Origin of the sequence: Leisingera aquaemixtae (assembly GCF_001458395.1) — a bacterium.
Lineage (GTDB): Bacteria > Pseudomonadota > Alphaproteobacteria > Rhodobacterales > Rhodobacteraceae > Leisingera > Leisingera aquaemixtae.
In genome coordinates, this window is record NZ_CYSR01000002.1 from 112,674 (window position 1) to 124,887 (window position 12,214).

General features: G+C 65.8%; 13 protein-coding genes and 1 riboswitch. Of the genes, 2 read left to right on the forward strand and 11 right to left on the reverse strand.

Annotated features, from left to right (window positions below; translation table 11 throughout):
• Positions 1 to 32: 32 nt before the first annotated feature.
• Positions 33 to 249: riboswitch (cobalamin riboswitch) on the reverse strand.
• A 51-nt stretch (positions 250 to 300) separates the two neighbouring features.
• Positions 301 to 936 carry a cob(I)yrinic acid a,c-diamide adenosyltransferase gene (gene cobO / locus PHA8399_RS00610; RefSeq protein ID WP_058284283.1) on the forward strand — a complete coding sequence of 212 codons (636 nt, stop codon included), beginning with the start codon at positions 301 to 303 and terminating at the stop codon, positions 934 to 936.
• A gap of 124 nt (positions 937 to 1,060) precedes the next feature.
• Here cobO and glpD read toward each other — a convergent pair whose 3' ends face one another.
• The 11 genes from glpD to PHA8399_RS00655 form a co-directional block, all read right to left on the reverse strand.
• On the reverse strand, positions 1,061 to 2,638 hold the full coding sequence (glpD, locus tag PHA8399_RS00615) for a glycerol-3-phosphate dehydrogenase (protein ID WP_058284284.1): 1,578 nt from the start codon (positions 2,636 to 2,638) through the stop codon (positions 1,061 to 1,063).
• The gene (locus tag PHA8399_RS00620; RefSeq protein WP_058284285.1) at positions 2,631 to 3,416 is read right to left on the reverse strand and encodes a DeoR/GlpR family DNA-binding transcription regulator; all 786 of its coding nucleotides are present in this window, start codon (positions 3,414 to 3,416) and stop codon (positions 2,631 to 2,633) included. The genes glpD and PHA8399_RS00620 overlap by 8 nt, the downstream gene beginning before the upstream one ends.
• Before the next feature lie 125 nt (positions 3,417 to 3,541).
• A complete protein-coding gene (locus tag PHA8399_RS00625) occupies positions 3,542 to 4,621 on the reverse strand; it encodes a DUF1513 domain-containing protein (RefSeq protein WP_058284286.1) in 1,080 nt (359 codons plus the stop codon).
• A gap of 16 nt (positions 4,622 to 4,637) precedes the next feature.
• Positions 4,638 to 5,633 (reverse strand): imelysin family protein, encoded by a 996-nt coding sequence (locus tag PHA8399_RS00630; RefSeq protein WP_058284287.1) that lies wholly within the window; start codon positions 5,631 to 5,633, stop codon positions 4,638 to 4,640.
• The gene (locus PHA8399_RS00635) at positions 5,633 to 7,162 is read right to left on the reverse strand and encodes a di-heme oxidoreductase family protein (RefSeq protein ID WP_058284288.1); all 1,530 of its coding nucleotides are present in this window, start codon (positions 7,160 to 7,162) and stop codon (positions 5,633 to 5,635) included. The genes PHA8399_RS00630 and PHA8399_RS00635 overlap by 1 nt, the downstream gene beginning before the upstream one ends.
• Positions 7,152 to 7,640: a bacterioferritin gene (gene bfr / locus PHA8399_RS00640; RefSeq protein ID WP_058284289.1), complete on the reverse strand. Its 489-nt coding sequence runs from the start codon at positions 7,638 to 7,640 to the stop codon at positions 7,152 to 7,154. The genes PHA8399_RS00635 and bfr overlap by 11 nt, the downstream gene beginning before the upstream one ends.
• Positions 7,603 to 7,881 (reverse strand): (2Fe-2S)-binding protein, encoded by a 279-nt coding sequence (locus PHA8399_RS21745; protein ID WP_082649411.1) that lies wholly within the window; start codon positions 7,879 to 7,881, stop codon positions 7,603 to 7,605. Before PHA8399_RS21745 ends, bfr begins: the two co-directional genes overlap by 38 nt.
• A 177-nt stretch (positions 7,882 to 8,058) precedes the next feature.
• The gene (locus PHA8399_RS00645) at positions 8,059 to 9,327 is read right to left on the reverse strand and encodes an imelysin family protein (protein ID WP_058284290.1); all 1,269 of its coding nucleotides are present in this window, start codon (positions 9,325 to 9,327) and stop codon (positions 8,059 to 8,061) included.
• A 26-nt stretch (positions 9,328 to 9,353) separates the two neighbouring features.
• On the reverse strand, positions 9,354 to 9,833 hold the full coding sequence (locus tag PHA8399_RS00650; protein WP_058284291.1) for a hypothetical protein: 480 nt from the start codon (positions 9,831 to 9,833) through the stop codon (positions 9,354 to 9,356).
• Positions 9,834 to 9,843: 10 nt separating this feature from the next.
• Positions 9,844 to 10,014, reverse strand: a complete 171-nt coding sequence (gene hemP, locus PHA8399_RS21750) for a hemin uptake protein HemP (RefSeq protein WP_008554566.1) — start codon at positions 10,012 to 10,014, stop codon at positions 9,844 to 9,846.
• A gap of 336 nt (positions 10,015 to 10,350) precedes the next feature.
• A complete protein-coding gene (locus PHA8399_RS00655; RefSeq protein WP_058284292.1) occupies positions 10,351 to 11,169 on the reverse strand; it encodes a LysR family transcriptional regulator in 819 nt (272 codons plus the stop codon).
• 93 nt (positions 11,170 to 11,262) lie between these two features.
• Between PHA8399_RS00655 and PHA8399_RS00660 the strand changes: the two genes are divergently transcribed.
• Positions 11,263 to 12,159 carry an MBL fold metallo-hydrolase gene (locus PHA8399_RS00660; protein ID WP_058284476.1) on the forward strand — a complete coding sequence of 299 codons (897 nt, stop codon included), beginning with the start codon at positions 11,263 to 11,265 and terminating at the stop codon, positions 12,157 to 12,159.
• Positions 12,160 to 12,214: the final 55 nt, after the last annotated feature.

The window sequence follows — 12,214 nt, forward strand, 5'->3', positions numbered from 1 at the left end:
CTCAACCGGTCGCGGAACACCCCGCCCGCCCGTTGTTCTCTCTGTTGCTGGCAGGTCTCCCGGCTTGCGGATGCCAAGGCGCGGGCCTTGCCGGCCATCCTGCCTTCCCGGGGTCTCTCCCAGTGGCATGGCGGCCTCATCCGGTCACGGTCGCGGGGGCGGCTGTGCTTCGGGTCTCCAAAGAAATTTGGCGGCCTTCACATTCCCTCTTCGCCTGCTTTCGCAGGAACCAGCGAAACCCCCTTGCGCTATCGCGCCCTTCTTTGTCAAGACATGGGGTCAAACAGCTGGAGAGCCCCCATGAGCGAAAAGTCTGAAACCGGCATCTCAGAGGAAGAAGCCGCCCGTCACGCGTCGAAAATGGCCAAGAAAAAGGCCGCGCGCGACCGGATGATGAAGACCAAGGAGGGCGAGAAGGGCCTGATCATCGTCCACACCGGGCCGGGCAAGGGCAAGTCTTCCTCCGGGTTCGGCATGATCATGCGCTGCATCGCCCACAAGATGCCCTGCGCCGTGGTGCAGTTCATCAAGGGCGCCTGGCAGACCGGCGAGCGGACGCTGATCGAGGAGAACTTCAGCGATCTGTGCCAGTTCTATGCGATGGGCGAGGGGTTCACCTGGGAGACTCAGGACAAGGCGCGCGACATTGCCGCCGCGCAGAAGGGCTGGGAAAAGGCCAAGGAGATGATCCTGGACGAGAAGAACACCATGGTGCTTCTGGACGAGATCAACATCGCGCTGCGCTATGAGTATCTGGACCTGGAAGAGGTGCTGGAGTTCCTGGTGGAGCACAAGCCGCCGATGACCCACGTGGTTCTGACGGGGCGCAACGCCAAGGAGGAACTGATCGAGATTGCCGATCTGGTCACCGAGATGGGCCAGATCAAGCACCCGTTCCGCGCCGGGGTAAAAGCGCAGAAGGGCGTCGAGTTTTAAAGCTGAGGGCAGCGCCCGAGCCTGGGGGGTGCGTAAGCGCCCTCCCGTTTTGCCGGAGGCAAACCCTTGGTTTGACGGGGAGGGTCGGGCGCTGCCCGGCGGTGCCGCCGGGCAAGACACTTTATTATGCCGCGAGCTGAGCTGCTTTGCCTTGGATATAGGCATCCACCGCCGCGCGCTGGGTCTCATCCAGCCGCAGGCCCAGCTTGGTGCGCCGCCACAGGTAGTCATCACCCGTGCGCACCCACTCGCGGGCAATCGCCCAGTCGAGCTCCCGCGCGGTGATGGTGGCGCCAAAATCATGCCCCAGATCACCGGCGGTTTTGGCGTCGCCCAGCACCTCCCAGGCCTCGGTGCCATAGGCGCGGATCATCCGGCCCGTCCAATAGGGGGTGAGGAACGGATAGTCCGCGGCTAGCTTGGATGTCAGCTTTGCCACGTCCTCCACCGGGAAATCGCCGCCGGGCAGGGCCACGCCTGCGGTCCAGCCGGCGGGCAGATGCGGGAACACTTCTCCGATCTTCGCCAGCGCCGCCTCCGCCAGCTTGCGGTAGGTGGTGATCTTGCCGCCAAAGACGTTCAGCAGCGGCGCCTGGGCCTGATCCAGCGTCAGCACGTATTCGCGGGTGGCCGCCGTGGCAGAGCTGGCGCCGTCGTCATAGAGCGGACGCACGCCGGAGTAGGTCCAGACGATATCCTCGCGCTTCACCGGCTTCTCGAAGTACTCCGATGCAAAGGCCGCCAGATATTCCTGCTCGGCTTCGGTGCAGACCGGTGCGGTGTCCGGATCCGGGTGGTCGGCGTCGGTGGTGCCGATCAGGGTGAAATCCTGCTCGTAAGGAATGGCAAAGATGATCCGCCCGTCCGTTCCTTGGAAGAAATAGCAGCGGCCGTGGTCGAACAGTTTCGGCACCACGATATGGCTGCCGCGCACCAGGCGGACGTTCTCGCGGCTGTTTTGGCCCAGCTTCTGGTGCAGCACATTGGCCACCCACGGCCCGCCTGCGTTGACCAGCATCCGGGCGCGGTGCTCCTGCTCCGCGCCGGTGGCGTGGTCCTTGGTGCGGATCACCCAGTGGTCTGACTGGCGGTCCGCCGACAGCACTTCGGTCCGGGTCAGGATATTGGCGCCGCGGGCCATGGCGTCGCGGGCGTTCAGCATCACCAGGCGGGCGTCCTCGATCCAGCAATCGGAATACTCAAAGGCGGTCTTGAACTTGGCCTTCAGCGGGCGGCCCGCAGGGTCGCTTGCCAGATCCAGATTGGCAGTACCGGGCAGGATGCCGCGTTTGCCAAGCGAGTCGTACAGGAACAGCCCCAGCCGGATCAGCCAAGCCGGGCGGCGGCCCTTCATCCAGGGCATAAAGGTCGTCAGCAGCTTGGATGTGGGCGTCTCGCTGTCGAACCGCATGTCCTTGTGGAACGGCAGCACAAAGCGCATCGGCCAGGAGATATGCGGCATGGCTTTCAAGAGCACCTCGCGCTCGATCAGCGCTTCGCGGACCAGGCGGAATTCGAAATATTCGAGATAGCGCAATCCGCCGTGGAACAGCTTGGTCGAGGCGGAGGAGGTGGCGGAGGCGAGGTCATTCATCTCTGCCAGCGTCACTGACAGCCCGCGGCCGGCGGCGTCGCGGGCGATGCCGCAGCCGTTGATGCCGCCGCCGATGATGAAAAGGTCCGTTACAGGCGTGTCAGTCATTTTCGCTGCTTTCGTTTTGTCCTGCGGTGAGGATTCGGGTGCCTGCGGCCTGCGCGGCCTCGGCGAATTCTTCCGGCACGGGGCGGTCGATGATCACCACGTCCAGATCCGCGACATCGCAGATCCGCACCGGGGCGGAGCGGTCGAACTTGCTGCCGTCGCAGACCAGCACCTTTTGCCGGGCATTTTTCAGGATCGCGCGGGCGACGGAAACCTCGCGGGCGTCGTGGTCCATCACCGCGCCGTCGGCATCCAGCGCCGAGGCGCCGATGACGGCGAAATCCACCTTGTAGCGGCAGAAGAAATCCACCGCATCCTCGCCCACGATGGCGCCGTCGCTTTGCCGCACGGTGCCGCCGGCCAGGATCAGTTCCTTGGCCTGGCCGCCGATCATCATGTTGATAATGTTGATGTTGTTGGAAATCACCGTCAGGCCGCTGTGGCCGGACAACGCCCGGGCAACCTGTTCGGTGGAGGTGCCAATGTTGAGCGCGAGCGAGCAATTGTCCGGGATCAGTTCTGCCGCCAGCGCAGCCATGGCCAGCTTGTTGCCGGCGTTCAGCTTGCGCCGGTCCTCGTAGCCCTGACTGGCGGCGGCGCTGACCCGGACGGCGCCGCCGTGCACGCGGGACAGGGCGCCGCGCGCCGACAGGTCGCGCAGATCGGCGCGCACGGTCTGCAGGGAGACGCCAAAGCGGCGGGAGAGATCCTCGACCTCCACCCGGTCCTGCCGGTTCAGGAGGGAGATGATTTCGTTCTGACGGCCGCTGGCATCCATGCGCTTTCCTTTCGCAGCGATTCTGTAGCGTATCGCGCGAAAGGAGTCACTATTCGTTTTCGCATTGGCTTCGTTCGTGGCGCAAACGAAAGGGTGCGCCGTTTGGGGTGCGGTCCGGCGGAGAGTCAGATCAGCGGGATCAGGTGATTGTCCCACGCCAGGTCCGCGCGGTGCAGCGGGTGCTGGCCGGCGTCTGAAACTGCAAAGAACTGGCCGTTGCCGGTGCTGGCGGTAAAGCCGCCCGCAGACGCTGCCAGGCCGCAGACGTCGTGCATCCTGAACTCGCGCAGCAGCGCGCCGCTGACGGTGTCCATCACTTGCAGCACCCCGCCGCGCGGGGAGGTGACGCCGATCCGGCTGCCATCGGCGGAAAAGGCGACAGAGCCGCCATAGCCCTTCAGATTCAGCACCCGCGCGTCATCCTCCGCCATCAGGCGGGGCGCAGTGCCCGGCCGGTGCAGCCCCGCGGCGGGCAGCTGCTCGCCCGGATCGCCCTGCCACTGCATCGCGAAACCGACAGTGCCGTCGGCGCGCACAGCCAAATGGCGGATCGAGTTCAGGCGCAGCTCCTGCGCCAGCTCCATCTGCGCCTGCAGCTCACCCTCCAGGCTCAGATAGCTGAGGTTCGGGCGCATATCGGGCAGGTTTAGCTTGGCGCGGCCGCTGTCCGGGTGGGTCTCGATCCCGCCATTGGCCACCACCAGCCCCGGTGCGTCGCGGCGCAGGGCCATGTCGTGCGGGCCGATGCCGCCGGAGGAAAAGGCGGTGATGCGGCGGTAGCCGCCGGTGGCATCCCAGACGCCGATCACGCCGCGGGCGTTTTCATAATCGTTTTCGGTGGTGAACAGGCGGCTGCCGTCCGGGGAGAAGGTGCCGTGGCCGTAGAAATGATGCCCCGCGGGCGGCTCCAGCCGGGCGGTGGCGGCACCGCTGCGGCAGTCGATCACATCGGCAAAGCGGTCCGGGCGGCGGGCAAAGGCCACCGCTTCGGGGCGGACGGGATGGGCGGCGGCAGCGTGGCCGCGTCCGGGCAGCGGATGGCGGAACAGGATGCCGCCTGTGTCGCTCAGGCCTGCGAGCAGAAAGGCGCCGCTGGCGTCCTTGCCTGCGGACAGAAACGCGGGGCTGCCCGCGCTGGCCCAGCTGGCCTGGGAGGTGAGCGTGCTGGCCATCAGGCCTGCCAGAAAACCGCGGCGGGTTGTCATGTCTGGTGCCTTTCCGTCAATCGCCGTCCAGCGCGTTGAAACCGGCCGCAACGCCCAGGGCGGGGCCGAGGTCTTCGCGCATCAGAGTGTGCAGGTCCTTGATCTCCTGCTGCAGCGATTCAATGCGGAAGCGGCCGGCGGGATCAGAGACGCCTGCGAACACCGGATCGTCGAGGGCCTCTGCCTTCGTGCGCGCCTTGGCAAAGCCCGCCGTGATTTTTTCCTGCAAGTCCGCATGGCCTTCCGCGAGCGCCACGGCCAGCGGCTCCAGCGCGTTCAGGGACACCAGCACATGGCGCAGGCTGCGGCCGGAGCGGCGGGCCTCGGCGCGGTTGGGGCGGGGCTTTTGATAGGTGCCGAGCGGACGGCCCAGACGCATGCCGTCCAGCACTTGCAAGCCGGTGGTCAGGGTCTTGAACAGTTCCTGGGTGATCTCGTCTTCGGTCTGGTAGCGGCTGCCGGGCGCGCGCAGTTCGGCGGCATAACTTTGCTGCCAATCGGCGCTGATCGCCTTGCTTGTCGCCGCGATGTCCGTGCTGACCGCGCGGGTCAGGGCGCAGCGGTACTCCGGCGTGCCCGCGGTGGAGAGCTGCGGGTCATAAAGCAGGAACTCCAGCGCATAGAAACCACGGGAAGCGATGGAGTAACTGGCAAACTTCGCGGGGTCCTTGATGCCGGCATCCTCGCTGCGGATCAGGCCGGCCAGCGCCTTGGGCGTCTTGCTGCGGCTGTCGGGCCAGAACGCCAGCGCAAAGGCGCGGCTGTCCGTTTCGGTGGGGCCAAAGCGGTAATGGCTGGCGGCGATCCAGGCGTCGAAAGCTTCGCCGTAGGCCGCGCGCAGGGCGCCGGACTGCGGATCGCAATCGGCCTGCGCTGCCCGGGCAAGGGTCCGGCTGTCCGCTGCCAGTTCCTCAAATGCAGGCAGGATCAGCTTGTCGGTGATGCTGCTGGACAGCTCAGACGCGGCCACGGGGGCCGCGGTCAGGGCGAGGGTGAGGGCAAGGGCGCGCATCAAAGGCTCTCCAGAAAGGCGATCAGGGCGGCGCGGTCCTGCGGCGGCAGCGCCACGACGCGGGATTTGGCAGCTTCCGCCTCGCCGCCGTGCCACAGGATGGCCTCCAGCAGGGTGCGGGCGCGGCCGTCGTGCAGGAAGGTGGCGCGGTGCGAGACCTGCTGTGTCAGCCCAATCCCCCACAGCGGCGCGGTGCGCCATTCGCGGCCGGTGGCGCGCGCTTCGGGGCGGTTATCGGCAAGGCCCTCGCCCATGTCGTGCAGCAGGAGGTCGGAATAGGGCCAGATCAGCTGGAAGCTTTGTTCCGGGCGGTCTGCCAGCCGGTGGGTCACGAATTTCGGCACGTGGCAGGCGGGGCAGCCTGCCGCATAAAAAACCTCCTTGCCGCGCAGCACCTGTGGATCGCCACTGGCCCGGCGGGCGGGCACGCCGAGGTTGCGGCTGTAGAAGGTGACCAGATCCATGTTTGGCTGGTCGATTTCGGTTTCACGGGAATCACCGCCGCCGTGCGGGGCGGTTTGGCAGGCGGCCTGCTGGCCGGTGCATTCGCCCGCATGGGCCGGGAACAAAGGCGTGGAGATGCCGATGTCGCCGGAAAAGGCGCTGGCGGACTGCTCATGCACCGTGGCCATCCCGGCCTTCAGCCCGAAGCGGCCCAGCATGATCTTGCTGAACTCCCGCGACCAGACCAGATTGGGGCGCCCGGAAATGCCGTCGCCGTCGGCGTCCGCCTCATCCGCATGGGCAAGGATATCGGCGGCTGGGATCGCCTCCAGCAGCCCCAGGCCGATCATCGGCGGCGCCACGCGGGGGGAGAGCATGGCACCCTCGGCCAGCGGGCCGTAACCAAGATTGGCAGCGGTGTAGCTGGGGCGGCGCAGGGTGGCGGGCTCATCGCCGTTCAGGGCGACCTCAAACTCCTCATAGGCCACCTGCAGCCGGTATTCCGGGGCGATGCCGGGGGCGGAGAAATCCTGCAGCTGGGTGCCGTAGACCGGCTCCGGCGCGGAGCCAATGTAGTCGCTGATCTCCTGCAGCTCCGGCGCCACCGGGCCGGGGACAGAGACACGCAGGAACATGGAGGCAGAGGCGTAATCCGGCTGTTCCGGCACATGGCCGCGGCCGTCCTTCAGGTGGCAGCGCTGGCAGGAGCGGGCATTATACAGCGGCCCGAGGCCGTCGGAGGCCTTGGTGGAGGCCGGGGAAAACACCCAGATCTTCTTGAACAGCCCGTTGCCGAGCTTGAATTCCAGCTCCTGCGCGAAGGATAGGGTGGCGGAGTGCTGGGAAAACGCCTCGTCATCCGTCCGGGCGCGGACAGTGGCGGCGCCGGCGGGCAGGTCCTCAAAAGGTTCTGGCGCAGTGAAATCCGTGGCCGGAGACGTGGCGGCCGCGATCCGGGCGCGTTCGGCGTCAGTGCGGGGAAGGGGGGAGAGATGCGGTTCTGCCTGGTACTGGCTGGCCAGATCCAGCGCCGCAAGGGGTGTGGCCGCCGCAAGAGCGGCAGCCAGCGCGATGTTAGTCTTCAACCTCTGCCATTTTGGTGGCGTTGAGCTGGGCATAGTTTTCGGCACCGATCCGGTCGTGCAGCTCAAGCTGCGTTTCGAGGAAGTCGATATGGCCTTCTTCGTCCGCCATCAGGTCTTCAAACAGCTTCTGGGTGACGTAGTCGCCGGCCTTGTTGCAGGCGTCGCGGGCTTCCTTGTAAAGCGCGCGCGCGTCCACTTCGGCGGCAAGGTCGCATTCGAGCGTTTCTTTCGGGGTCTGGCCGATCCTGAGCGGGTCAAGCTTCTGCAGGTTCGGGTGGCCGCCGAGGAACAAAATCCTTTCAATCAATTTATCCGCGTGTTCCATCTCCTCGATGGATTCCTCGCGGCTTTTCTTGGCCATGCTGCCCAGGCCCCAATCGTCCTGCAGCCGGTAGTGCAGCCAGTACTGGCTGACCGCCGTCAGCTCATGGCGCAGCGCTTTATTGAGATAGTCGATGACCTTGGCGTCGCCCTTCATTACTTTTCTCCCGAATTGATACTGCGCGTAAATTCGTAAGCTGCGCAGGTACTTCCAGCTTACTGCTGGAACGCATCGTGTCGAGGAAAAGCGGCATGCAGCCGCCGCAGTCGGCGGATTTTCCCAAGGCGTGATAGATCTTGCCAGGGGTGATTATCGTTTCGGGGTCAGCGTTTCGCATCCAGTCGATGGCGGCGCGGATGTCGTGATCCGTTATGTTCGTGCAGTGGCAAACGATCATGCTGCTTGCGTCCTTGCCGGGTGGCGCAAATGGCCAAGTGATTCCGTTGGGCAATATATCCGACAAATTTGCTTGGGCTTCAAGTGTTAGCCAGAGTAAAACGCTTGGGATTTGCTGTGCGCAAAAGAAACGGGCCGCAGAAACTGCGGCCCGCCACTGCCCGGTGTCTTGGTTTTCTTACTGGAAGACTGCCGAGGGGTTATCGAGACTGTCGGAGCCTTCGATGGCGACGCCATCCAGATCCAGGGTGGTGACAACCCGCTCGATCGAACGGGTCTGGCCGATCAGCCCGTTAATGCCGCCCATCACCAGCGCCTCACCCGCTGCGTTGCCTTGGGCCAGCATCTGGTCATAGGACAGGCCCGCCTCCGCCGCGGTCTTGATGCGGCCAAGCGCCAGCATGGTGTCCGCCAGCTTGCCGCGCATCTCTGCGTCCAGCTCTGCGTCCTTTTCGGCGACCAGATCCGACAGGGAGGGGCCGGAGACCAATTCGCCATTCACCCGCACGTATTCGCCCAGATAGACGTTCTGCACCCCCAGCCCGTCATAGTAATGGCTGTTGTGGGTGTTGTCGGAGAAGCAGTCGTGCTCTTCCTCTGGGTCGTTCAGCATCAGGCCCAGGCGCATCCGCTCCCCCGCCTGCTCGCCATAGGACAAGGACCCCATGCCGGTCAGCATCGCGGTGATTCCGGCGTCTTCATCGGCCAGCAGGGCGGTGCGGGCGTCACCTTCAGCGCCCCATTGCGCGGCCATCCACTCCAGGTCGGAGATCAGCAGATCCGTCGCCGCTTGCAGGTAATCGCCGCGGCGGCCGCAGTTGCCGTTTGTGCAGGCATCGCCCTCGGCGTAGTCGGTCCAGGGGCGGCCGCCCGCGCCATGCCCGGTGCCGTTCAGGTCCTGCCCCCAAAGCAGGAATTCGATGGCGTGGTAGCCGGTGGCGACGTTGGCCTCGACCCCGTCGGCCTCATGCAGGGCGCTTTCCAGCAGCTCCGGGGTGATCTTGGCGGCGTCGACCGCCTTGCCCGACAGCTCAAAGCTGGGGTTGGCGATCACGTTCAGCGCCGCCAGGGTGTTTTCCTCGCTCGGCCCGCCATAGGAGGCATCGACATAGTCGATCAGCCCCTCGTCCAGCGGCCAGGCGTTCACCTTGCCTTCCCAGTCGTCGACGATGGCATTGCCAAAGCGGAACACTTCGGACTGCTGGTAGGGAACGCGGGCGGCGATCCAGGCGGCGCGGGCGGCGTGCAGGTTTTCGGCGGAAGGGTGGGCGACCAAGGCGTCGACGGCGGTCTTCAGGAGCTGCGCGGTGGCGAGGCTGTCCTGATACTTCGCCTCGGCGATATTGGCATAGTTGGCCAGCACGGCGGATTTCTCAGCGGCCAGCGCGGCAGAGGCACCAAAGGTCAGACCGGCCAGGGCCGTGCCTGCGAGAAACAGGGATTTCATGATATGCGTCCTTGGGTTTTGTGAATTCAATGAAGGGTGGCCGCGGCAGGCCGTGCCGGTTGCGGCGGCGGCTGAACGCCCATGATCTGCTGCATCAGCAAGCCGCAGTCAGAGGCGAGCCGGGTCAGCTCCTGCGCCTTGCGCGGGGTGACGATCAGCGAGGCCAGAATATGCGCGTCGTCCTGCTGGCCCTCGGCCGCGCAGGCCAGAAGGTTGGCAAAGCAGTTCTCATCCGCGCCCAGGCATTTGCAGGTCATTCCGTGGCGCACCAGCGGGCGGCGCCCATGGGCAGCGCAGAAGTTGCAGAGAGAGCCGAAGGCCTCAAACGCCGCTTCGGCCATGTCCGGGCCAAAGCTCACTTCGAAGTCGCGGCGCATCTGCTCGCGGGTCTCGGCGCCGGAAAACCAGTGGCGCAGATAGATCACCGCGCCCGCTTCCAGCGGCGGCAGGTCGGACAGGGTGCCGACAGTGACGCCCCCGCGCGGAGTGGAGTGGTCAGGGCGCATCGCCGTCCGCTCACTTGGTCAGGATCAGCTTGCCTGCGCGGGTGATGCGCAGCGAGTAGATCTGGCCGTTCAGCAGGATCCGCGCCTGCACACCGCCGCGGGTCAGGTCCTCGGCGTGGTAGGTGGGGAAGACTTCGGTGGTTGCGGTGGTCGGCACCGGCTTGGAGGCAATCTGGTTCATGACTTTCGCCCATTGCTGAATTCCGCCCTGTCCAGAAGCCATTCCAGACAAAAGCCGGACAGAGCGCCGGACGGCGCAAAGACCTGCGGCCACAATTGGCGCATGTCTTCCGGTTCCAGTTCCTTGACTTGAGGGCCGCCGGGGCGGCTGTCTCCGTTCGGCATGGGGGCGATCTCGGTTGATGATATGTCACTCGGGCTCGCCCGATCCGAGTCAGGCTGGCTGGAATGCCTGTATTCCTGAATTAAATGCTCAGGTATGTCAATCCGAGTTTTTTAGTAGGAATTAATTTTTGCAGACCTTGAACGGGGTTGTGGCTTTCGGTTGCAAGGCTGCTCAGGCCGCCAGCTCGCCAGTCAGGAAGTCTATGAGCAAGCGGACACGCTGCGGCAGGTGGCGGCGGTCCTGGTACACCAGGTGAAGCGCAAGGCTCTCAGGCACCCCTTCCGGCAGCGTTCCCAGCTCCAGATCGCCGCGCGCCGCACTGGCGGTGCAGAGCGGCTCCGGCAGGCAGGCGCGGGCCAGGCCTGCCAGCACCAGTTCATGCGCCAGCTCCAGCGAATGGCAGTAGACCCGGCCCGGCTGCGGGGCGCTGGACAGGTGGCGGGCCAGCGGCCCCAGGACGGGCAGGCTGTGATCTCCGGCCCGGCCGGGCGGGGCGGCCAGAACGACCGGCGTTCTCGACAGCAGCCGGGCAATCACCCCGCTGCCGCCGGGGCGGTTGCCGCGCAGGGCGACATCCACCGCATCACGCAGGAAATCGGCAGGCTCGTCGCTGACCGTCACATCCAGAGACACCCGCGGATGCAGGTCCAGAAACCGGCGGCAGAGACCGGCAAGCCGGGCCTTCGGAAACGCGGAAGGCACCGACATGCGCACCGTTCCTTCCGCGCTGCCGGTGGCGGACACCAGCGTGCGGGCGGCTTCGATCTCCGCCAGCCCGGCGCGGCAGCGTTCCAGGAACACGCTGCCTTCGGGCGTCAGCGCCACCCGGCGGGTGGTGCGCTCCAGCAGCCGGACCCCCAGGCTGTCTTCCAGCGCGCGCACCCTGCTGGTGACCGTGGAGGGCGGCAGCCCCAGCCGCCGCGCGGCCTTGGCAAAGCTGAGCTGGCTGGCCACTTCGGCAAAGGTCTCGATGGTTTGAAGCGTGCTCATTAGGCGAAAAATCCGTTCAGTATGGGCAAGATAATGCAGATAATCCGCCTGAAGTCGAGCCGATAGGATGGCGCCACCACAATGGAGGTGCTGATGAAAAGACGAGAATTTCTGCAGCTTTGCGGCGCCGGGCTGGCGGCGGGGCTAAGCCCGGCCGCGGCCCGCAGCGGCAGTGCCGGGGTGCATGTGCGCTGGCTGGGCGGCGCGATGCTCGAAATCGAGGCTGCGGGCTTGCGGATCCTGACCGACCCCTGCCTGGGCGAGGGTGCGGAAGCCTTTGTGATGGGCGACCCGAACGAGATGTTCGATCTGTCCAAGGGGCCGAACGTCAAACCCCATGCCCGGCTGACACCGTTTCCCGGCCTCGCGCAGGAACAGTATGATCTGGTGCTGCTGAGCCACGCGCATGAGGACCATTTCGATCAGGCTGCGCAAGCCTGGCTGGACCGGAAGGTGCCGCTGCTGACGCCACAGCACGATACGGCGGCGCTGGCGGAGAAAGGCTTTGCCGCGCAGGCGCTCGGGCACGGCGCGGCACGGCGGTTCGAAGCGCCGGAAGGTTCGGTGACGGTCACGGCCGTGCCTGCGGTGCATTCGCTGAATCCGCGGATTGCCGCGATACTGGGCTTGGGCAATGGCTACCTGATCGAGGTGGAGGCTGGCGGGCAGCGGCAGCGCATCTACTGGGCGGGGGACACGTTTGATGCGGAGCCTGTTGCTGCCGCGCTTGCCGGGCAGGCGCCGCTGGATCTGTTCATTCCGCATCTCGGCGCGGTGGGCGGCGGCGGCGCGCTGGGTCAGATTTCCATGAATTGCGGTCAGGCGGCGGATTTTGCCGCCCGGCTGGCGCCCAAGGCGGTGCTGCCGGTGCATCACTCGACATATGCGCTCTACCAGGAGGGGCCGGAGGCGCTGCGCGCGGCCCATGCGGCAGCCGCGCCCGGCTGGAAGCTGAGGCTGCCCGCCGAAGGCGGCCGGATCACGCTGTGACACGAAAAAGGCCCCTCCTGGAGAGCGGCCTTTGCAGTTGAGATCAAGGGCAGCC

Excerpts from the sequence above, each read along its gene's own strand:
- PHA8399_RS00645 (WP_058284290.1), bottom strand. The coding sequence starts at position 9,327 with ATGAAATCCCTGTTTCTCGCAGGCACGGCCCTGGCCGGTCTGACCTTT.
- PHA8399_RS21745 (WP_082649411.1), bottom strand. The coding sequence starts at position 7,881 with ATGATCGTTTGCCACTGCACGAACATAACGGATCACGACATCCGCGCC.
- bfr (WP_058284289.1), bottom strand. The coding sequence starts at position 7,640 with ATGAAGGGCGACGCCAAGGTCATCGACTATCTCAATAAAGCGCTGCGC.
- PHA8399_RS00630 (WP_058284287.1), bottom strand. The coding sequence starts at position 5,633 with ATGCGCGCCCTTGCCCTCACCCTCGCCCTGACCGCGGCCCCCGTGGCC.
- PHA8399_RS00620 (WP_058284285.1), bottom strand. The coding sequence starts at position 3,416 with ATGGATGCCAGCGGCCGTCAGAACGAAATCATCTCCCTCCTGAACCGG.
- PHA8399_RS00655 (WP_058284292.1), bottom strand. The coding sequence starts at position 11,169 with ATGAGCACGCTTCAAACCATCGAGACCTTTGCCGAAGTGGCCAGCCAG.
- hemP (WP_008554566.1), bottom strand. The coding sequence starts at position 10,014 with ATGAACCAGATTGCCTCCAAGCCGGTGCCGACCACCGCAACCACCGAA.
- glpD (WP_058284284.1), bottom strand. The coding sequence starts at position 2,638 with ATGACTGACACGCCTGTAACGGACCTTTTCATCATCGGCGGCGGCATC.
- PHA8399_RS00650 (WP_058284291.1), bottom strand. The coding sequence starts at position 9,833 with ATGCGCCCTGACCACTCCACTCCGCGCGGGGGCGTCACTGTCGGCACC.
- PHA8399_RS00660 (WP_058284476.1), top strand. The coding sequence starts at position 11,263 with ATGAAAAGACGAGAATTTCTGCAGCTTTGCGGCGCCGGGCTGGCGGCG.
- cobO (WP_058284283.1), top strand. The coding sequence starts at position 301 with ATGAGCGAAAAGTCTGAAACCGGCATCTCAGAGGAAGAAGCCGCCCGT.
- PHA8399_RS00625 (WP_058284286.1), bottom strand. The coding sequence starts at position 4,621 with ATGACAACCCGCCGCGGTTTTCTGGCAGGCCTGATGGCCAGCACGCTC.